Here is a 20052-nt window from a genome sequence, read left to right on the forward strand (position 1 = left end):
TGCTGGTGTCGGGCGGCGCACTGGCGCTCGCCGCGGGCATGGGTGGCTGGCGGGCCTGCTGCGGGCGGGCAGGAGCGTGGAGGCCGCGCGCGGGACGGTGGCGCTGCCCCGGCCGGTGCTGCCCGCGCCGATCCCGGCGGGTGCGGATCTGCGCCTGGAGGGCCTGTCGCCGTTCATCACGCCGAACCGGGACCGCCTGGCGCACCGCGCGGCTCGCCGACGTTCCCGGCACCGACACCTGGCGCCAATGGTCCCTGGACTGGGACGCCTCCCCGGGCACCCACCGCATCCAGGCCAGGGTCACGGACGCGACCGGCGCGCTCCAGCCTCGGCTGCGCTCCGAGCCCTTCCCCGACGGCGCGACCGGCTGGCACATGTCCGTCGTCACCGTCACACCACGCTCAACCGACCAAGGAGAACCAGAATGGAGCGTCTCACCATCCTCGCCGGCACCGCCCTGGCCCTCGCGCTCGTCTCGGGCTGCGGCGCCGACGACACCGGCAAGGCCGCCGAGGCCCCGATGGGCGCCGCCTGATCGGGAAGTTCGGCACGGCCCGCCGGGAACCGGCCGTTCAGCGCGTAGAACCGCAGCAACAGCGCGAACCCGAGCTTCGTCACGCCCCGCCGGCCGGACAGCTGATCCAGCTCGTCCCCGACCAACGTCCGGTTCCCAACGAGCTCGTCCTCGTCCAGCACACGCGCCACGCGACATCCGGCTCTCTCGCAAAGCGGCCAGCCATGCCGCCGCAAACCACACGAATCCGGATCAATAGTGGCCGCGCACGATCACACACGTCCCACGACCGGAGAAAGGTCCCTCAACCAGCCACACACGCGAACTGAGCCGCCCCGAAGGTTCCACGGGCACGGCGGAACACGCGGGCATGGACGGAGGGCGGCCCATCTTCCGGGGACTGTGTGCGGCACATCAGGGTGGGCGGCGGCCAGGGCCGCTGCCCACCCTGGAGCCGACCGATTAGCGCCAGGGATCGAGGGCGTGCTTGCCGCTGGTCTGGCCGGCTTCGAGTTGCCGCAGCACCTCGGGACCTTCGGCCAGGGGGTGAACCTGGGGAGTGCCGGGCGGGTACACGCCTTGGGCGATGAGCGCCTCGATCTCGACGAGCAGCGACTGATAGAGCGACGGGGCTGTGGCCGCCAGCGCACCGATGTGCAGGCCCTTGATCTGGATGTGGTGGGTGAAGACCAGGTCGTGCGTGGTCAGTGTGGCGTGGCCCGAGGCGGCGCCGAACACGACGACGCGTCCGGTGAAGGGTTTGGTGACCGCCAGGCTGGTCTCGAAGGTGGCCTTGCCCACCGATTCCAGGACCAGGTCGACTCCGCCGGTCAGGCGGGTGATTTCCGCGGCCAGATCGGGGTGTCGGCTGTCCAGGATCTCGTCGGCGCCAAGTGACTTGACGGTGGTGTGCTTGGCCGGGGACGCGGTGGCGATGACGCGGGCACCGTAGTGGCGGGCGAGACGGACCGCGGCCTGCCCCACGCCGCCGGCCGCGGCGTGAACGAGCACCACGTCACCGGTCTTGATCTCGCCCAACGGCTTCAGCGCCGCCAGGGCGGTGGCCCAGTTCAGCACCAGGCCGAGAGATTCGGCGTCGCTCCAGCCGGACGGCACGGGAAGGACACCCGCGGCCGGCATCGTCATGTACTGCGCGAAGGCGCCCGGGCCGGCTCCGACGACATGGGTGCCGAGCGGAAGCGGGCTCTCGACGTCCGGGCCGACACCCACGATCTCGCCGGCGGCTTCGAAACCTGCCACGTACGGTGCCTGCGGGCCGCCTGCGTACGTTCCGTGTGTCTGCGTGACGTCCGCGAAGTTGACCCCGGCGGCACCGACGCGGATCAGGTACTCCCCAGACCCTGGAGCGGGACGGCGCTGGTCGGTCGCAAGGGTCAGGTCCTCCGGTCCCCGGTGCGAGGCCTGGATCAGTGCTCGTACGGTCTGCTGCTCGTAGATCTCCATGGGGCGAACGTAGGACGTTGACACATACGTCAAGGTCAAGCAGCTGTCATGGGTCAGTGCGACGGGCCTCGCGAAGGTAGGTGTCGAGTGCCGCCTGCTGGTCACTGAGAACGGCGATGCGTGCCGCCAGCCGATCGCGGTAGCTCTGCACCTCGTGCAGGAATTCCGCGCACACCATGTCCGTGCCGGCATCGGGTTCATCAGTCAGATGAGGCAGAACTTCCCGGATCAACCGCACAGGCAGTCCGGACTCCCGCAGCGAGCGGATGACGAACACCCGATCGATCGTGGACTGGCAGTAGTCGCGGAACCCGTTACTGCAGCGACCAGAGGCGATCAAACCCTCGTCCTCGTAGTGCCGCAAGGATCTCGCACTCACACCGCTCACTCGGGAGGCTTCGCTGATCTTCATATCTGGGGCAACATCCGGGAGGACAGCGATCTTCCAGCACCGGCCACCCCGATGACGTGCTCGTCGGTGCTCCGGTCAACCCCCGAAGGACTTCCGGAGCCGACCACTTGGCGTGCGGCTCCAACCCGTCGAGCCTCGCTGGTCGCAAAGACGGTTTCAAGGCCGCACTGAGCCTGCGAGATCCTTCGTATCGGTACGGCGACGGATGCTGGAAATCGCAGTTGGAGGTTCTCTAGGGAACCAGGATCACCGACATGGCTCATCGACCTCAGGCGCCCGCGGCTGGTCGGTGGCTCCGCATCCCGTGGCGGTCGGTGGGTACACGGTGTCCGGCGAGCTGCTGTACACAGGGCGTGAGCTTCCCCTAGGCGCTCTGCCGGGTCAGGGAACCCACGGTGCTGGAGACATTCACGATCCCCGCGCGAACGGCGCAGCAGCGAAAGCATCGCGTCGGTGACGCGGACGACGCCGATCACGTTGACCTCCACGGCCGTCCGGACGGTCGCCGGTTCGGCCTTGGTCGGTTCCTGTGCCGTTCCTCCGGTGGCCCCGGCATTGTTGACCGAAACGTCCCGGCCGAAGCTGTCCTCCAGCAGTCGGGCGGCCGTGGCCGCGTCTGCGTCCACCGCGCCCGCAGCGCCCCGCCCCCGGCCGAGTAGCTTCCTGGCCCCCGGTGTTCTCGCTTGCGAGGACCGGCGGAGTCAGTCGTGGAAGCGGTCGTCGATGAGGGTTCTCAGGTCCGGATCGAACTCGAGTCCTATGGTCTGGAGCGGGGAGACCGTGGCGGTGCAGGGGAGGCGGACGAACGCGATGTCGTACAGCATGCCGGTCGTCTCTCGCAGGCGCAGCACATCGAGGCCGCTGAACCGCCCGCGGTCCAGGCACTCGCGCTCGAGTTCCCAGTCCCGCATCGCGGACGGGCTCACGCCGGACCGGGACAGGATCTCGCGGAGGGAGCTTTGGTCACCGCGATCCTTCTCCGACGCGACAAGGGCGAGCCGCTCACCCGACCCGCGGTAGCGGCAGAACGTCACGGCGGCGAACTCCCCCGGCTGATACCTCTGGTACTCAGGAAGTCCGACGGTCTCTTCGGAGAGCACGTCCGCTATTCCTGCCTCGTCGCGGGGCAGCTCCTTCGTGCAGGCGGCCGGCTGCTTGTCCGAAGGCGAGGACTCTGCGACACGCTGTTCCCTGTAGAGCCGCAGGAACATGTTCAGCGCCTTATGCGGATGGGCGCGGACACTCTTTCCGTTCGACACCCCGCCGCACCCGCCGAGATCGATGCCGATCACCCGCGATGGCCGTCCGGGGGACGTCAGCACCAGGGTCGGATACGGTGCGCCGACTCCGGCGCATAGGAATTCGCCATCACTGCCGAAGTCCGATCTCGGCAGGCCGTTCAGTTCCTCCACCAGCCGGTCGGCCCACACACCGTGCAGCGTTCCGACCGGCGGACCGCCACCGCCTTCGCCGACCTCGGTGTAGGAGCAGAGCCGCACCGTCTCGGGCCGACCTTCGACCAGCGGGCCGCCCCCATCGGCGACCGGCTCCGCCTTCCAGCCCTCCCGCGGGCATCCGCCCGCCTCCGGGATCTCCACGATGGTCCCCCCGAGCCAGGACGGCCGCACCACCGCGAGCACGCTCACACCCGCCAGCATGACCGCGCCCAGCACCGCGGCGATCACCACTCTGCCCCGCATACCCGGACACCTCCGACAGATCACTTCGGGAGAGTATGACGGCCACTGCCCGCATTCGGTGGAATTCCCAAGATCCCCGGGAAACGCGGCGACCGCTGCGGTCTCTGGCGCGACGGCCGGCTCCTCGCCGTCGATAATGCCGAGGGTCAGGCGCTTGTGGAGGTCGAGTTGGATCTCGCCGCACGGGGTCCAGTCGGTGTGGAACACGAGGGTCAGGCCGCGCCGGTCGGCGTCGGTGAGGGCGTCCTGCCATTCGGTGAGGGCGAGGGTGTCCTGGATCATGAGGGTGTCGATGTAGCCGAGGCAGGACTGCAGGATCTGCAGGCACAGCATGCCGAGCTCTTGTTCCTCCTTGCGGTTGGAGGCGGCGGTGGGAACTCGGTCCCCGAGTTCGCGCTCATCCGTTCGCGGTGTCGTCTCGGCGCGGGAAGGAGGCGGTGGTGGAGAAGACGCCGTCCGCCTGGTGCACGGTGAGGTCGCCGCCCTGGGCGGCGAGGCGGTCGCGGAGGGTGGCGAGGCCGCTGAGCCGCGGCGCCTCACCCGGCCGGACGCCGTCGTTGGCGACGGAGATGCCCGTCTCGGTCAGGGTGATCCAGACCTGTGCGGCGTCGGCGTGGCGCAGGATGTTGGTGGTGGTCTCGCGGAGGACCTGGCCGAGCGCCTCGCCCACGCGCGGGTCGACCTCGCCCCTGCGCTCGACGCCGACGCCGATGCCCGCGGCCTCGAACAGGTTCTTGGCGTTCTCCAGCTCGGCCGAGAGGTTCAGCCTGCGCTGGGCGTAGGCGAGCTCCTTGGTCTGGGCGATGGTGGCGGCGACGAGGTCGTGCACCTCGTCGAGTTCGTGCGCGGCGCGGTCGAGGTCCGTGCGGAGCAGCCGCTTGGCCAGGGCGACCTTCAGCTTCACGACGTGGAGGGTGTGGCCCTGGATGTCGTGCAGGTCGCCCGCGAAGCGCACCCGCTCGCGCATGACGGCGGTCTCCGCCTCCCGTTCCCGAGCCTTGTCCAGCTCCCCGACGAGGTCGTTCATCGCGTGGGAGAGGATCACCAGGACCGAGCCGCCCCCGGCGACGCACAGCGAGGTGACGCCGTACCGGAGGAGGGTGTCCACCCCTTCCCCGGAGGGCGACGTCAGGACCTTCACCGCGATGACGGCCCCGGCGAAGATCGCGATCCCCGCGAACAGCGGCCGCCGGTGGCGCGGCAGTTCGAAGGCGGCGATGGTCGCGGCGATGGCGAAGCCGTAGGACGCCGAAGCTGCGTCCGCCGCCAGCACGCCGACGAGGAAGACGAGCCCGGTGATGACGAGTCCGATGAGCGCGCCCCTGGCGAAGCGGCCCGCGCGCCACCGGTCGACGACGACCAGCGTCGCGGCCAGGCCCCCGCCCAGCAGCAGCGCCTCAGGCCCGGACCTGGTCTCGGTCGCGACGAGCAGCGCGCCGACCGCCGCGATCGAGCCGGACACCAGGCCGCGGTTGAGGTGGACCAGCCGGCTCTGCGTCTCCTCCACCTGCTCGGACGCCATTCTCCTACCCCCTTCCGGGCTCCTGTCCCCATTCTCGGCGCGTAACCGTCGCGCCCCGTCCGGTCGTCAGCGGCGCGGCTCCCAGCGGAAGAGGCGGACGGCGAGCGTGACCGCGATACCGATCCATGCCAGGGTCGGGGCCAGCCGGACCAGCGCCTCGGCTCCGGTGAGGCCGCCGTTCCAGGCGCCCGCGGCCAGGTCGGCGGCGGCTCCGCCGGGGAGCAGCAGCTTGAGCGCGGTGAGATCGCCGGTTCCGGTGATCCCGACCCAGATGGCGACGGCGATGGTGCCGAGGACGATGGGCAGTGTGGTGACCTGGGCGTGCTCGGGCGAGGTGGTGAGCCCGGCCGTGGCCAGGCCCAGTCCGGTCATCATGGCCAGCACGGCGAGGACCGCGACCACCAGGAGCGGAGGGTCGGCCGGGGCGTCGGCGACGACGGCGAGGACGGCGAGCAGGGCGGTGACCTGGATCAGCGCGACGGCGACGACCGGGAGCAGCAGCCCGGTCAGGATGCCGGTGTCGCTCGCCGCGGTGGAGCGCAGCCGCTTGAGGAACAGGGTCTGCCTGCGGGACGCCAGCGTGGTCACCGCCGAAGAGTAGAGCCCGAGGGCTCCCACGGTGAACACCAGGACCGCCGCGATGTAGCCGAGGCCGCCGGAATCGGCGAACAGCTCGTGCCGGTGGATGAGGAAGGCCGCGGAAACGGTCGGGAGAAGGAAGCCGGTGATCAGGACGAGCCGGTTGCGGAGGATCTGGGTCAGCTCGCTGCGGGCGAGGGACAGCATGTGCGGGGCCTTTCCGGGTCTGCGGGGTCTAATGGCCGGCGAGGGAGCGGAAGACGTCGTCGAGCCGGGTCGGCCCGGCCTCCAGGTCGCGCGGTTCGACTCCCGCGTCGCGCGCCCACCGGAGCAGGGCGTAGAGGTCGTCGGGCAGGTCGAAGGTCTCGATGAGGAAGCCGCCTTCGCCGTCCGCGCGCGCGGGCGCGGGAGGGGCCGGGGACGCGGCCGGCAGCCGGAAGCGGATCTCGGCCGGGAGCGCCCGCCGCAGCTCGGCGACAGTGCCTTCCCGGTGCAGGGAGCCCTGGTGCATGAGGCCGATCCTGTCGGCCCGCTCCTCGGCCTCTTCGAGGTAGTGGGTGGTGAGGACGATGGTGGAGCCGTCTTCGCGCAGGCGGTCCACCGTCTCCCAGAGGTCGTCGCGGGCGCTCACGTCGAGGCCCGTGGTCGGCTCGTCGAGGATCAGCAGCTCGGGCGACCCGTAGGCCGCGGTGGCGAAGTCCAGGCGCCGCTTCTCGCCGCCGGACAGCTGGGAGACCCTCGTCCCGGCCTTGCGGGTGAGGCCGACGACGTCCACGACCCGATGGGCGATGTCGACGCGCCCGGAAAGGCTCCCGATGAGCTGGACGGTCTCCTTCACCGTCATGTCCGGGGCGAAGCCGCTCTCCTGGAGCATGATCCCCATTCGCGGCCGGACGGCGCGCCGGTCGCGCGGGGCGCGCCCGAAGATCCGGACGGTGCCCGAGGCGGGCGCGCGGTGGCCCTCGATGACCTCCAGGGCCGAGGTCTTGCCCGCCCCGTTGGTGCCGAGGAGCGCGTAGAGTTCCCCGCGCCGCACCTGGAAGGAGAGGCCCCGCACGGCGTGGAAGCCTTCGTAGGCGACATGGAGGCGATCGACTTCGATCACTGCTTCGGTGGACATGCCGTCGATTCCACCCGCTGCGCGGCCCGCCGGTCAGTGCCGCAGCGTCATCGTTCCGGCATGACGTTTCCACGGGCGAGACCATGACGCCGCGTCACTGGCGGCCGCCGGGAAACGCCGAGAATACTGGGAAGCCCCCCGGGAGGCCGTCGACCGCCCGGGCGCGAGGAAGGACGACCCCGATGACCACCGTGGTGCTCGCCGACGACGAAGCCCTGCTGCGCAAGGCCCTCGCGGCACTGCTGCCGCTCGAAGGCGACATCACCGTGCTCGCCGAGGCCGAGGACGGCGCCGCCGCCGTCCGGGCCACGCTGGCGCACCGGCCGGACGTCCTCGTGATCGACCTGGAGATGCCCGGGACGGACGGGCTCGGCGCCGTCGCGGAGATCCGCGGCGAGCTCCCGGACCAGACGATCCTCATGCTCACCCGGCACGCCCGCCCGGGCGTCCTGCGCAGGGCGCTGCGACTCGGCGTCCAGGGCTTCGTGAGCAAGTCCGCCGACCCCTCCCACATCACCGAGGTCATCCAGACCCTGCACGCGGGCAAGCGCTGGATCGACCCGGACGTCTCGGCCCTCGCCGTCATCGACGACTGCCCGCTCACCGACAGGGAGATCGACGTCCTGCGCGCCACCCGCGACGGCTACTCCGTCGCCGAGTCCGCCGCCCGCCTCCACCTGGCGGAGGGGACCATCCGCAACTACCTGTCGAACGCCATGCAGAAGACCCAGACCCGGACCCGCCACGAAGCCGCCCGCTACGCCCGCGAACACGACTGGCTGTGACCCGCCCCCGAACGGCGGAGCCGGCGGGACAGAGCACCCTCTGAAACGAGATGTCCAGACGGCGAAGTTCGCATGCTCCGGCGCGAATACCCGGTCGGGCTGCTACGTGCTCCGATCTCCCGCAACCGTAACCGCCCCGGTGAGACGGCTTTTCGACACGGACGGCCTCCCGCCGACCCGGGCCGTGGATTTGTGCCGCCGACCCGCCGGCCGCCCACGGATTCCGGTCGTACGGAGTGGCGGCCGACGTTCTCGAAAGCGAATGCGCTCGCGCCGAAACCGTACGGCGGGAGCTCTGCCACACCAATCACCCATATGTCCGGGCAATTGTCCAAAATTGGCGGACGAAATTCCATTTTCTGGATTCTTCATCTCTTGTGGGCATGCGGGCGTCGTGTGAAAATCCGTCCGGCAACACAGAGTGGCGCGAAGCAACGTTTCGTGACCGAGACCGCGCCGCGGAACCACTTTCGGCGGCCGGTCTCGGCGCCGAGCCCCTGCGATCCCCATCCCCTTCAAGAGAAGGAAGTCCCCCATGAAGTTCAGAGCCCTGGCCGCCGCATTCGCACTCGCCCTGTGCGGTGCGCTCGCCGTAGCCGTGCCCGCTTCCGCCCACCCCGCGCTCACCGTGACCGCCGCGCCGACCACCGTCGTCGCGGGCACCGCGACCACGATCACCGTCGCGGGCACCTCCAACGGCAACTACACCGGCGCCCGGATCGACGTCTTCTCCACCGGCGGACCCGGCGCCCTCACGTCGTTCACGACCTTCGGCTCCTGCGGTGGCGGAGTCACCTGCACCGAGGTCGGCAGCCTCTACCGGATGGCACTGCCCGCCCTCACCAACGGGCAGGCGTTCTCCTACACCCTCACCCTGACCGTCGACGCCGCCACCGCCGCGACCACGTTCACGCCCAAGGCGCAGTTCTACACCTCCGGCGGCTCCACCACCGGCGCCGCCACCGGCCCCGTCATCACCGTCACCCAGCCGTTGCCCGACGTCCAGGCGACCAAGATCGGCGTGACCTACAACGCGCTCACCCAGCAGATCGTCTTCCAGTGGAACCTGCGGAACATCGGCACCGCGACCGCCACCGGCCGCACCGTCACCAAGACCATCAGCCCGTCAGGATTCCTGGCCAGCGGCGCCGGCGTCGGCTGCACCGGCGGACCCGACACCGAAACCTGCCCGGGCCCCAACCTTGCCGTCGGCGCGTCGATCAACCCCACCTTCGGCCGCACCGTCTCCCTCCTCGCACTCGGCAACTACACCGCCACCTTCACCTTCAATACCCCGAACGACCCCAACCCGGCCAACGACACCATCACCTTCAACTGCTCCGTCCTCACCGGCCTGATCGTCAGCTGCACCTGATCACCGACAAGAGCACATTTCCCACCGCCGCATCCCATCCACCCTGATCCCGCCGGCACCCCGTCCCGCGCCGAGGCTCCCCAGCCTCGGCGCGGCACGGCAACAGAAGGACAGAACAGTCCCGACCCCATCTGAGCCTTCCCCGGCAAAGTGGCGCCGATCGCCTCCACGAGGCCGCGGTGCGCGTCGGAGACGTCGTCGGCTGGGAAGGCCTGACCCATTCGGCACCGAACCGCGCCGAACGGGTCCGTCGCGCCCAGCCGACACGGTCACCCTCGTCTTCCTCACTCGGGCGAAGACCTCGGCTCGACGGCCCGCGTCGTCCGGCTCGGCTCTCTGGCGCCGGCCGCACATCCCGCATGAGACGACGACCTCTCCGAGCTTGTCAAGACGGTGAGCAGAACCGGGGTGGTGACGCCGTGCTGGACGCTCGCCTCCGCGAGGAAGGCGGCCAGCCATCCGATGATGTCCAGCGACCACTCCGCGAGAACACACCGGAAAACGGCTCGGTTCTGGGGAGGGCCGGGCCAGAAATGGTCGCCGATGGCGGGCTGCAGGAGCGATTCGCTGTCATCCGTCACGGAGACGGAGTCGAACACGCAGATGTTCTGGTGAAATTCTTGAAGCCACTGCACCATTCCGGGTGCCACTGCCGGGATCGACGGGTCCTGTCCGCTGTCCATGGTCACGAGTACCTCTGTCTCGTTCCGCGGGTCGGTGTCGGTGAACCAGTCGGCTGCCTGAAGTAGCGCTCCGATGTTTCCGAAAGGTGCTCCCGCGGCCGGGCCGCCCGGACGGCCTTCCGGCAGGAGCAGTTGAACCGCCCGCAGGTTCAGCGTTCCCATCCGGCCCATGACATCACCGATACAGGCCAGGAAGGCTTGCGTCGGTAGCGGCAGGCCGGAGGAGATCGGCTGGCTCACCCGCACCTGAAACCAGGCGACCCGCGGAATCCGTGACGCCGAGTCCGCGCCCAGATCCGCGTCGTTCATCCACCAACTCATCTTTGCGGCGCCCTCCCGCGCCTCCGTGAGCCATCCCATGGCCAGCGACCTCTTGGAGAAGAGGCTGTAGGCGTCTTCGCTCGCCTCCGCGGGATCACGCCATCCGTGCGGCACCAGTTCGCCGTGCAGCGCGGCGAAAAGAGTGCGGTCTATCTCAGCACCCGGGACCGCAGCGGGCTCAGCTGTCATGCGCTGTATCCGATTCTCATGGTCGGGAACGTGTCACACGAAATGAACGGGGTGCCGGTGAGGCGGAGCCGACTCGACGCACCGCCTCGCCGATCACTTCATGCTCGTCGGCTCAGCGTCCCCGGCGGATCGCGGTGGGCGCGCCCTGTCCGATCAGCACCTGCAGGTCTCGCTGGAACCGGCCGACGGGAGTGATGACGTTGATGATGAGCGCGGTGGTGGCGTCGTTCGCGGCGAGGTCGTGGAGGTTCGGCAGGGGCCCGGACACGACGGCGGGGAGACGCCGCGTGCCCGGCACCGGTTGCGAACGTGGTGGATGCCGATGAGGTCGCGGCGGAGCCGGAACACCTCGGAGACCGTCTGCCGACACCCCCGACGCGAAGCCCGTCCGCGCCTCGGAGGTCATCGGGGATTTCTGGGAGGTTCGCGGAGGAGGGGTTCGAGGCGGGCGGCGGTCTGGCGGTATCGGCTGACGGGGACGAGGTGGACGCCGTCGAAGGCGCCGCTGTCGCGGATGGCCATGACGTGCTCGCATGCGGCGGCGATGCCCGCGTCGGGGTCGTGTTCCACGGCTTGGACGAGTGCGTCGGGGATGGTGATGTCGGGGATGGTGGCGGCAAGGTTGCGGGCCATGGCCGCGCTGGCCAGGACCATCACCCCGGCGTAGACGGGTGCGTCGATGGTGACGGTCTCGCGCCACCGCAGCAGGTCGTCGAGGCTGTAGCTGACCTGGGCGAACACGAAGTCGGCCTGCTGCTTCCAGGCGGGCAGGGGCCGCATGCCGGAGGCGACACCGATCTGGAACCGCGGATGCCCGGCGAAGACGGGGTCGGCGGTCGCGGCGCGGGCTTGGTCGAGCATCGACCGGACGGTGAGTTCGCCGGTGCGGTTGCCGGAGGCGGGTTTGTCGCCGTAGACGAACAGGAACCGCTGGACGCCGTAGGCGGCGGCGGTCAGCAGGTCCCGCTGGAAGCCGAGCAGGTTGCGGTCGCGGGCGTTCAGGCAGGCGATCCCGGTCGCTCCCATCGCCTGCACCTCGTGCGCGACCGCCACACTCGACACCGTCGCCCGCCCGATGTGATTGTCGGGGATCAAGAACGCGTCCGCGACGGCGTCCAGTACCCCGATCTGGTGCCGCACCCGCCGGAGATCCGGCCGAGTCGGCGGCTCGATCTCACACACCACCTCGAACCCACGTGTCATGCCATCACCCTAGACGGCCGACCACCGGCTCGTAGAGCCATGATCGACCTCAGCGCCATCGGTTGTCCGCGGGTTCCTCAACCGCTCAGGGCCCCGCATGTGACGAGGCCGGGCCCGCCTTCGGTCGACGGCGGGCCCGGCGAGGGCGGGGTGCGGGTCAGGCTGCGGGGTCGAGCCAGATCGGCCGCCAGTCCGGGAGTTCGTGGTAGCGGCGGAGCTCGGCGAATCCGGACACGTTGCCCAGCCAGCCGGCGTAAGGCGGGTTCTGCTCGTCGAACCCGCTCTGCACGATGGTCAGGCGGGTCTTGCCGTCGGAATCGGCCAGCTCCCAGGTGGTGATGCCCGGACCGTCACCCCAGTCGACCGACACCCGGCTGCCCGGCTCCAGATCGATGACCTTCGCGGCGTGCCCGGACTCGAAACCACCCATGGAGTAGCGGCCGCCGACCCACGGCTCGATTCCGATCGGGAACCCGAACCAGGCGGTGACCTTCTCCGAGTCGATGAGCGAGTCGTACACCTGGTCGCGCAGCGCGTCGATGAGGACCTCGTCGCGCATGACCGCGGAGGTGAAGTCGGCCTTGACGCTGAGCGTGCGGCCCTCGAGATGGTCGACCAGGTTGGCCAGGGACAGGCACCAGAACGTCTGCAGGACGCCCCGGATGCTGGACCCGGTCATCTGCTCCTCGATGGAGTAGTGGCTCTGCGCCAGCGACACGATCGTGCTGTCGGGGCCCTCCTCGGCCAGGGAGATCTCGACGGTCGTGTCGACGCCGTCCAGCAGCCACGCGAACCGCAGCGTGCCGTCGTCGGCGTGCAGGACCCGCTGATGCGGGGCGTCGCCCTCGGGCGTGTGCCGGCCCCAGAACTCGAAGCGTTCCGGCAGGTCGACCTCGGCGAACTCGGCCAGCCAGACCCGCAGCTCGGCGGCGTCGGTCAGGGCGTGCCGGACCGTCTTGAGCGGCGCGGACACCCGCGCCCGCAACGTCATCGATTCAGTCATCGGGGATGCTCTCCTTCGGGTAACAGGCCACGGCCAGCTTGAAGGCGTCGCCTTCGGCGCCGCCGTAGCGGGTGAACAGGCCCTGCAGCGCCGTCTGCAGGTCGGTCAAGAACTCCTGGCGCCGCTCCGCCGGTACCCGGATCTCCCCGGACACACCGAGCGAGGGAAGCTCACCGGCGGCCGGGTCGAGCGCGGCGACATCGGCCTGGACCTCTTCCATCAGGTCCAGCAGATGACCCAGGCTCAGCACGTCCCGGGTGCGGCGCAGCCCGATCCGGCCGACCAGCCGCGGCGACAGCCAGTACGAGCGGGCACTCGCCTGGTAGACGCCCTCCTGGATGCCGCGGACCTTCCGCTCGGCGACCTTGGTCGCCAAGCCCGCGTCCACCAGCTTGCGCACGTGGTAGTAGACCCGCTGCTGGGTCTGGTCCAGCCGCTCCGCGACCTCGGTGCAGCTGCGCGGCTCGGCCAGCTGCCGCAGCACCTCGATGCGCTGCGGCTTGAGCAGGGTCTCGGCCTGCTCGATCTCTTCCAGGTACAGGACGTCTCTCATCTCAAAAACTAGTTTTTATATAAAAATTCACCTTGTCAATGGCTCGCACCGATCGGGCATGGGCCGGTGGGCACCGGGCGGACGTCCGGCCCGCACCGCCATCCCGCCCGGCCGCACCCGCCTGATCCGGCACCTGGCGGCCTGGCCCGACCACGACGGGCCCGACCCGCCCGGCGAGCCTGTCGGTCAGCGTCGGCCTGTTCGAGCAGCCTTCGGTGAACTGCTCCTGCGCGGTGACGTCCGACGCGGGAGGCGGCTCGCTCCGCGCGGCCGCGTGGAGCTCGCCCAGACGGCTCGTCGCGATCCGCAGCTCGGGGACGGCGGTGGCCCGACGTCGCCCAGGCGCCGTACGCGAGGAACCGGGGTCACGGGGAGGGGGGTTCGCCGGTGATCCAGTTCCAGTCGGTGAGGGTGGTGCGCATCAGGCGGGCGGCGGCGGACGGATGGCCGTCGGCCGTCCAGTAGAGGGTCACGGTACGGCGGGCGCCGGGGTCGTCGACGGGGATCCAGGCGAGCGGGGCGCGGGTGGCACTGCGGCGGGCGAAGGCGGGCACGAGGCCGATGCCCAGGCCCGCGCTGATGAGGTCGGCGATGGCGCTGTGCTCGTCGCTCTCGCACACGATCTTCGGGGTGAGGCCGTGGGCGGCGAAGAGCCGGTCGAGCAGGCTGCGCAGCCAGTGCCCGTGGCGGGCTGTGATGAACGGCTGGTCGGCGAGGTCGGCGATGGTCACCGACGCACGGCCCGCCAGCGGATGGTCGTGGGGAAAAGCCGCTCCGACCTCCTCTTCGAACAGGCGCACCGCTTCCAGCCCCTCGGCGTTGATCGGCTGGGAGGCGACGCACAGATCGATCTCCTGGGCGCGCAGCCGCCGGGCCATGTCCTCGGGCGGAGACCAGTGGAGCCCGATCTCGGCCTCGGGGTGGGAGCGTTTGAAGGCGGACAGGGGGCCGGTGAGGGTCAGGAAGGTCTCCGACGCCAGCCGCACCGCGCCCAGGCCCCGGCCGGCGGCTTCGGTGACGGCACGTCGTCCCGCCTCCAGCTCGCCGAGGGCGCGCTCGACGTGGTCGCGAAAGAGCCTTCCCGTGTCGTTCAGCCGGAGTCGGCCGCTGCGGTCGAACAGCGGCACGCCCAGTTCGCCCTCCAGCCGGGCGATGGTGCGGCTCAGCGACGGCTGTGCGATGCGCAGCTCGTCGGCGGCCCGGCTGAGGTGCTCCAGCCGGGCGACCACCAGGAACTGCCGGAGCGCGTTCAGCTCCATCATGACTCCCATGACATAACCGCATAGCAATATCGATCTTAGACAAGATAGCCCAGAGGTCATATTTTCGGGTGTCGGAAGCCGAAAGGCCTACCTCGAAGGGAAACTCCGATGACGATGCCCACGCAGCGTGAGGCGGACGAAGCCCAGATCCGCAGGCAGATCGACAAGATCGTTGAAGCGCTCCGGGACAAGGATCTCGAGGGGCTGAACGCCGTCTACACGGCGGAGGTCGTGTCGTTCGACGTCGAGCCTCCGCTCCAGCACCTCGGGATCGCGGCGAAGGCCCGGAACTGGGCGAACGTGTTCGCGTTCTTCGAGACCGTGACCTACGAGATCCGCGACCTGAGCCTCACCGCGGGCGAGGACGTGGCCTTCGGGCACGCCTTCGCCCGCCTCAGCGGCACGCTCAAGACCGGGACGGCCGCGGCCGGCATGTGGGTCAGGGTCACCTACGGCCTGCGGAAGATAGACGGCATCTGGCTGATCGCCCACGACCAGGTCTCGGTGCCCCTGGACATCGTGTCCGGCAAGGGCGTGACCGACCTCCAGCCCTGACGCACCACACACCTTTGGAGACGAGGACATGAGCACCATCCCCGCGACCGTCGCGATCCCCGACTACCTGGTCGGCACCTGGAAGGCCGACCCGGTCCACTCCGAGATCGCCTTCTCCGTCCGCCACCTCATGATCAGTAAGACGCGCGGCCGGTTCACCGCCTTCGACGTCACGATCATCACCGGCGAGGAGCTCCTGGACTCCTCCGCCACCGCGTCGATCGACCTGACGTCGATCGACACCGGCCACGCGATGCGCGACGAGCACCTGCGCACCGCCGACTACCTCGAGGTCGAGAAGTATCCGACGATGGACTACCGCTCGACCGGGATCCGCCGGGCCGGCGACGGCTGGATCATCGACGGCGACCTGACGTTGCACGGCGTCACCCGGCAGCTGCCGCTGGCCGTCGAGGTGAACGGGTTCGGCACGGACCAGTGGAACGGACGGCGGGCCGGGTTCTCGGCGACCGCGGAGATCGACCGGCGCGAGGCGACTGGTGGACCGAATCCGCGGCGTTCGCCCCCGACGGCGCGTCCTTCACCACCCTGCACAGAGGCAGGCCCCGATCCTGGCACGCCACGACCGCGCGGCCCCTCCCGTTCCCCTTGGCGGGCCCCATCGAGGCCGTCGCCCACCACCCCGACGGCGACCGGATCGCCGTCTCTCGCGGCGACGTCCTCACCTCCTATGGCCCCGCCACCGGCTCCGCCCTCTCCAGCCTCCCGCTCGCCGGCGCCGGAGCCCTCGCCTTCACCTCCTCCGGCGACACCCTCGCCGTGGCCCGCGCCGACACGGTCGACCTCCCGCGCTGGCCCTCCGGCACCCCCGAAGGCCGACTCCTCCCCCCGCCCCCCTCCAGGGTCGTCCACCTCTCCTTCCACCCCACCACCGGCGCCCTCCTCACCGGAGTCGCAGAATCCGGCCTCATCCTCTGGACCCCGCCCCTGACGCCCCCACCCGGACGGAAACCTCCTGAATCGCGATCAGGTCCACCCCGGAGGTGCGGAGCCAGAACGCGCAGAGTGTGGCGGATGTCCTGCGGGGTGACCTCGGGACGACGCGGAACGCGCCCGGCCCCGGCGTCCCGAGCACGACCCGGCGCAGGACCGTGCGCCCTCGACCGTGTCCGCCCGCCCGTTCCGCCGGGCCTGTGGGTGAACGCCGATCTCATGCCTTCCCGCCCTTCTCCCCTCCTCGCGGGAGAAGGGCGGGAAGGGTCACTTCTTCGTTTTGACCCGGAAGATCCGGACGGCCGGGGTGGAGGCCCGGCCCTGCTGCGTCTGGTCGCCGCCCGCCGTGACCCGCCAGTAGGCGTTGCGCGTGGCGGTCGGGGAGAACGCGAAGGCGCCGTCGAGGCCCACGGTCTGTGAGGAGGCGTCGTGCCAGGTCCTGCGGTCGACCGACCAGGCGAGGGTGACGGTGGCGCCCGGGTACGGCACGGGCTCGTAGTCGATGCCGACGTACTGGACGGCTCCGGCGACGGTGAAGGGCTCGCCCTTCTTGGCCTTGGCCGGCGCGGTGACCCCGACGAGGGAGATCTCATGGGTCACCAGGACCGGGACGGTGACGGGGAGGGCGGTCGTGCCGAGCACCTCCACCCGGTAGGCCCTGATGGTGTCCGTCCAGACCCGCGGCTCCGCCGTGTAGTCGCCGTTGGCGTCGGTGGTCCCCCTCGCCTCGAAGAGCGGGTACGGGTAGGAGCCCTCGAGGGAGTACACCTCGGCGGGAAGGCCGGCGAGCGGAGTGCCGTCGGGGCTCTCGGCGTGCACCCTGATCATGCTGTTCGTGCCCAGGACGGGCGGGCTCACCTCGACCGTCACCCGGTCGGAGACGACGGGGCGGAGCGGCCCCCAGACGACACGCTGGTAGTCGTTATCGGACCCTCCGTCGTAGATGGCGCCCAGGAACGGGCCGCCGTCCGACCCGGCGCCTTCGTCGACCTCGTTCAGGATCGTCAGGTCGTAGGCGAACCGGCCGTCGACGACCTGGGCCGAGCCGCTGTTCGTGCCGCCGCCGTAGGCGCTGGTGATGACGCCGACCTGGGCCGACGCGGGCCTCGCCCAGGTGCCGTCCTCCTGCTCCAGCTCAAGGGTGCCGGACACGGTGAGGATCGAGCCCACGGCATAGGGGCCGGCCGCAGGAGTGTCGAGGGTGAGGCGCGTCGCGCGCTTGTCGCTCTCCAGGACCACCTCGGCCGAGGACTCCGCATGCTCCTCGGTCCCGGCGAAGTGCGCCCGGTACCGCCCGTCGAACGCGTACGGCTCCGTCGTCGCGGGCCAGGGCGCCGGCCCGGTGAAGTCACCGATGTCGAAAGAGCCGTCGGCACCGGTCGTCCCGACCGCCTGCACCGACTCCGGCTCACCGACGGGATGCTCGATCCGCACCTGCGCGCCCGCTACCGGGTCACCGGAAGCGGTACGCAGCTTCCCACTGATCCACGGCTGGGGGTTCGACTGCTGCAGGCCGACGCCCGCGAGATCCACGATCCGCGTCTCGGTGCCGGGCGCCGCGAGGGCCTGTCCCGGTGCGAGCGCGAGGCAGGCCAGGACGAATCCCAGCACCATCGCCATTGCTCTCTTCACTTGTGTCCTCCCGTTGGGGGGTTCGGGAGGATCTTGGATATCACGCCCCGCTGACGTAAGGAGCCGTGTCCAGAGCCTTGGGAACGCGGAAGGCCGAAGCGGACGAGCGGCCGGGTGCGCGAGGCCAGGTGAAAGGTGCCGAGGCCCCCGGGGGCCAGGTACCACCCGGATCCGGCGGCACGACCTGCACGGCACCGGCCCGTGGATCAACCTGCCGCCGCCCCAGGTCATGGGTGGCTCTCGGTGCCGGCCAGGAGCGTCCCGTCGGTCGTGAAGGCCGTCAGGGGCGTTCGGTCCGGATGGCCCGGTGGAAGGCGGCGGGTCCAGAGGAGGGCTCCGGCGTAGTGGGAGGTGGTGACGAGAACGTCGTGGTGGAAGGCCATCCTCTGATGGGACAGCCGGAGTCGGCGGACGGCGGCGGCCGGGTGCGGGGGCCTGGAATTCAGGGGTGGAACAGGGCTTCGGTGAGGGCGTTGCCGAACTTGCCGTCGGGGTCGAGATCGCGGGCCAGGGCTGCGAAGTCGGACGAGCGCGGGTGCAGGGCCGCGACGGGCTGCGGAGCGAGGGTCGTCAGCTTTCCCCAGTGGGGGCGGCCGCCCAGCGGGATGAGGCGGGCCTCGATCGCGGCCAGCGCGGCGTCGACCGCGACGGGTTTCCAGGTGAAGTGGAAGGCGACCGTGTCCCGCTCGTAGCAGGGGCTGAGCCACAGATCGTCGGCCCGGATCGTCCGCACTTCGGAGATGTGCAGGAGATCGCTGAAGATCGGGGACAGCTCACGCAGGATCGTGAAGCCCTCGCGGGCGCGTGACCGGGGCAGGAACAGTTCCGACTGGAGCTCGGTGCCGGCGCTCGGGGTGAACTCGGGCCGGAAATGCGGCAGCCGCTCATGCCAGGGCCCCGGCACTCCCAGCTGGGGCGTCGCCGGACCGGGCGCGACGCCGGGGATGGGATGCTGCGGGGTGTCGGCCGCGTGGCCGCCCGTCCAGCCGGGGCCGGGACGGTCGAGTCGCTGTTTCAGCCAGACCCGTCCATCTCCCCGCCAGTCGGTGAAGAGGCTGACGCTGTACGCGGAGTGGAACAGCGCGTCGAAGTCGTCCGCGGCTTCCTCCAGCGGGACGTCCAGCCGGACGGTCTGCGCCACCTCGAAGGCGGGCTCGATCTCGAGCGTCAGCCTGACGACGACGCCGAGCGCGCCCAGCGCCACGACCGCCCCTGGGAACCGGTCATCGGATCGCGTGAGCGTCAGCACGTCCCCCGAAGGCCCGACCAGGTCGAGCGCCGTCACAGCTGCCGCCAGCGACGGCAGCGAGCACCCCGATCCGTGCGTTCCGGTCGCGACCGAGCCCGCCACCGAGATGTGCGGCAGCGACGCCATGTTCGCCAGCGCGAGCCCCTCGGCGTGCAGCGCGGCCGCGAGCTCGGCATACCGCGTCCCGGCCGAGACGGTCACCGCCGCGGCGTCACGGTCGATCTCGACCGTCGCGGGCAGAGAGTCCAACCTGATCAGATCGCCAGACGTATCGGCGACGAGGTTGAAGGAGTGCCCCGAGCCCAGCGCCCGGATCCGGTCGGCCCCGGCGACGATCCGCCGCAGCTCCCCCTCTGTCCCCGGCCGGTGCATCCGCTTCGCGCCGTACCTGACGTTGCCCGCCCAGTTCGTGATCACAGCCTCTGCCCCCATCCGTTCCGCCGGATCTTCGCGCCAACTCTACGGCGGATGCGGCCTTTCGCCTCGTCGGGGCCGCTGGGCCGAACAAGGGCCCCGGCTCTTGGGTTCTAGGGGTCGTTGCAACACCTGATCTGTTCAGGGGTTGTGGTGTTTGAACCGCCGACTTGTATGGAGGTGCGGTTCAAGCGGGACTGTTCCGATCATGGTGGTCCGCGCGCGCCGAGGCCCACGGGCGGGCGGTGCGCACTCTCTCGGGCGGCGGCCTGATGACGTCCTTCGACCTGGAGGTCTTCCACGGCGAGCGGGTCCCGGTGCCGGAACTCCTTGACCAGCGGGTCCGCGGCGGCGGGGTCGCGGGTGGCGATCGCGACTTCGGCCCCCGCCCCCGCGAGCGCGCACCGTCTCGACTCCGATCCCGGAGGATCCGCCGGTGACGATCATCCGGCATCCGCTCAGATCGACTCCGTCGAGTACCTCCGAGGCCGTGGCGCCCTTGGTGAGGAATGGTCTCCGACCCCGCGAAAAACCGCAAGTCAAACGACAGATGTCCGTCCCAC

Annotated in this window: 19 protein-coding genes; 4 read left to right on the forward strand and 15 right to left on the reverse strand. The window is 70.3% G+C overall.

What is annotated here, in order from left to right:
- Positions 1-976 precede the first annotated feature (976 nt).
- The 6 genes from EDD29_RS26370 to EDD29_RS26400 form a co-directional block, all read right to left on the reverse strand.
- Positions 977-1978, reverse strand: a complete 1002-nt coding sequence (locus EDD29_RS26370; RefSeq protein ID WP_123666972.1) for an NADPH:quinone oxidoreductase family protein — start codon at positions 1976-1978, stop codon at positions 977-979.
- 46 nt (positions 1979-2024) lie between these two features.
- Entirely contained in the window at positions 2025-2390 is a 366-nt protein-coding gene (locus tag EDD29_RS26375; protein WP_123666973.1) for a MerR family transcriptional regulator, read from the reverse strand.
- A 701-nt stretch (positions 2391-3091) separates the two neighbouring features.
- Positions 3092-4423, reverse strand: a complete 1332-nt coding sequence (locus tag EDD29_RS46455) for a hypothetical protein (RefSeq protein ID WP_211359910.1) — start codon at positions 4421-4423, stop codon at positions 3092-3094.
- Between the two features lie 64 nt (positions 4424-4487).
- Entirely contained in the window at positions 4488-5612 is a 1125-nt protein-coding gene (locus EDD29_RS26390; protein ID WP_123666974.1) for a sensor histidine kinase, read from the reverse strand.
- Positions 5613-5678: 66 nt separating this feature from the next.
- Positions 5679-6398, reverse strand: a complete 720-nt coding sequence (locus EDD29_RS26395) for an ABC transporter permease (RefSeq protein ID WP_123666975.1) — start codon at positions 6396-6398, stop codon at positions 5679-5681.
- A 28-nt stretch (positions 6399-6426) separates the two neighbouring features.
- Complete coding sequence (locus tag EDD29_RS26400) at positions 6427-7311, reverse strand: ABC transporter ATP-binding protein (protein ID WP_123666976.1); 885 nt, start codon at positions 7309-7311, stop codon at positions 6427-6429.
- Positions 7312-7493: 182 nt separating this feature from the next.
- Between EDD29_RS26400 and EDD29_RS26405 the strand changes: the two genes are divergently transcribed.
- On the forward strand, positions 7494-8096 hold the full coding sequence (locus tag EDD29_RS26405) for a response regulator transcription factor (RefSeq protein ID WP_123666977.1): 603 nt from the start codon (positions 7494-7496) through the stop codon (positions 8094-8096).
- Between the two features lie 535 nt (positions 8097-8631).
- On the forward strand, positions 8632-9471 hold the full coding sequence (locus EDD29_RS26410; protein ID WP_123666978.1) for a DUF11 domain-containing protein: 840 nt from the start codon (positions 8632-8634) through the stop codon (positions 9469-9471).
- 284 nt (positions 9472-9755) lie between these two features.
- On the opposite strand, the gene EDD29_RS26415 is transcribed toward EDD29_RS26410, so the two are convergent.
- The 6 genes from EDD29_RS26415 to EDD29_RS26440 all read right to left on the reverse strand — a co-directional run bounded on the left by EDD29_RS26415 (position 9756) and on the right by EDD29_RS26440 (position 14685).
- Complete coding sequence (locus EDD29_RS26415) at positions 9756-10664, reverse strand: hypothetical protein (protein WP_123666979.1); 909 nt, start codon at positions 10662-10664, stop codon at positions 9756-9758.
- A gap of 112 nt (positions 10665-10776) precedes the next feature.
- Positions 10777-10962 carry a hypothetical protein gene (locus EDD29_RS26420; protein WP_123666980.1) on the reverse strand — a complete coding sequence of 62 codons (186 nt, stop codon included), beginning with the start codon at positions 10960-10962 and terminating at the stop codon, positions 10777-10779.
- 104 nt (positions 10963-11066) lie between these two features.
- Complete coding sequence (locus tag EDD29_RS26425) at positions 11067-11867, reverse strand: methylenetetrahydrofolate reductase (protein ID WP_123666981.1); 801 nt, start codon at positions 11865-11867, stop codon at positions 11067-11069.
- 157 nt (positions 11868-12024) lie between these two features.
- A complete protein-coding gene (locus tag EDD29_RS26430) occupies positions 12025-12870 on the reverse strand; it encodes an SRPBCC family protein (RefSeq protein WP_123666982.1) in 846 nt (281 codons plus the stop codon).
- Positions 12863-13423 carry an ArsR/SmtB family transcription factor gene (locus EDD29_RS26435; RefSeq protein ID WP_123666983.1) on the reverse strand — a complete coding sequence of 187 codons (561 nt, stop codon included), beginning with the start codon at positions 13421-13423 and terminating at the stop codon, positions 12863-12865. Before EDD29_RS26435 ends, EDD29_RS26430 begins: the two co-directional genes overlap by 8 nt.
- 365 nt (positions 13424-13788) lie before the next feature.
- Positions 13789-14685 (reverse strand): LysR family transcriptional regulator, encoded by an 897-nt coding sequence (locus EDD29_RS26440; RefSeq protein WP_246053036.1) that lies wholly within the window; start codon positions 14683-14685, stop codon positions 13789-13791.
- A 108-nt stretch (positions 14686-14793) separates the two neighbouring features.
- Between EDD29_RS26440 and EDD29_RS26445 the strand changes: the two genes are divergently transcribed.
- Both EDD29_RS26445 and EDD29_RS46460 read left to right on the forward strand, forming a co-directional pair.
- Complete coding sequence (locus EDD29_RS26445) at positions 14794-15240, forward strand: YybH family protein (protein WP_246053038.1); 447 nt, start codon at positions 14794-14796, stop codon at positions 15238-15240.
- A 28-nt stretch (positions 15241-15268) separates the two neighbouring features.
- The gene (locus tag EDD29_RS46460; protein ID WP_211359911.1) at positions 15269-16192 is read left to right on the forward strand and encodes a YceI family protein; all 924 of its coding nucleotides are present in this window, start codon (positions 15269-15271) and stop codon (positions 16190-16192) included.
- A 269-nt stretch (positions 16193-16461) separates the two neighbouring features.
- Here the strand turns inward: EDD29_RS46460 and EDD29_RS26455 are convergent, their stop codons facing one another.
- From EDD29_RS26455 to EDD29_RS26460, 3 genes are all read right to left on the reverse strand, one after another.
- Positions 16462-17826, reverse strand: a complete 1365-nt coding sequence (locus tag EDD29_RS26455; RefSeq protein ID WP_148086104.1) for a hypothetical protein — start codon at positions 17824-17826, stop codon at positions 16462-16464.
- A 227-nt stretch (positions 17827-18053) separates the two neighbouring features.
- Positions 18054-18209 (reverse strand): hypothetical protein, encoded by a 156-nt coding sequence (locus EDD29_RS45735; protein WP_170201584.1) that lies wholly within the window; start codon positions 18207-18209, stop codon positions 18054-18056.
- Positions 18210-18268: 59 nt separating this feature from the next.
- On the reverse strand, positions 18269-19507 hold the full coding sequence (locus EDD29_RS26460) for an FAD-binding protein (protein ID WP_123666986.1): 1239 nt from the start codon (positions 19505-19507) through the stop codon (positions 18269-18271).
- Positions 19508-20052 lie beyond the last annotated feature (545 nt).

This window comes from Actinocorallia herbida, assembly GCF_003751225.1.
In the GTDB taxonomy this organism is placed as follows: Bacteria; Actinomycetota; Actinomycetes; order Streptosporangiales; family Streptosporangiaceae; genus Actinocorallia; species Actinocorallia herbida.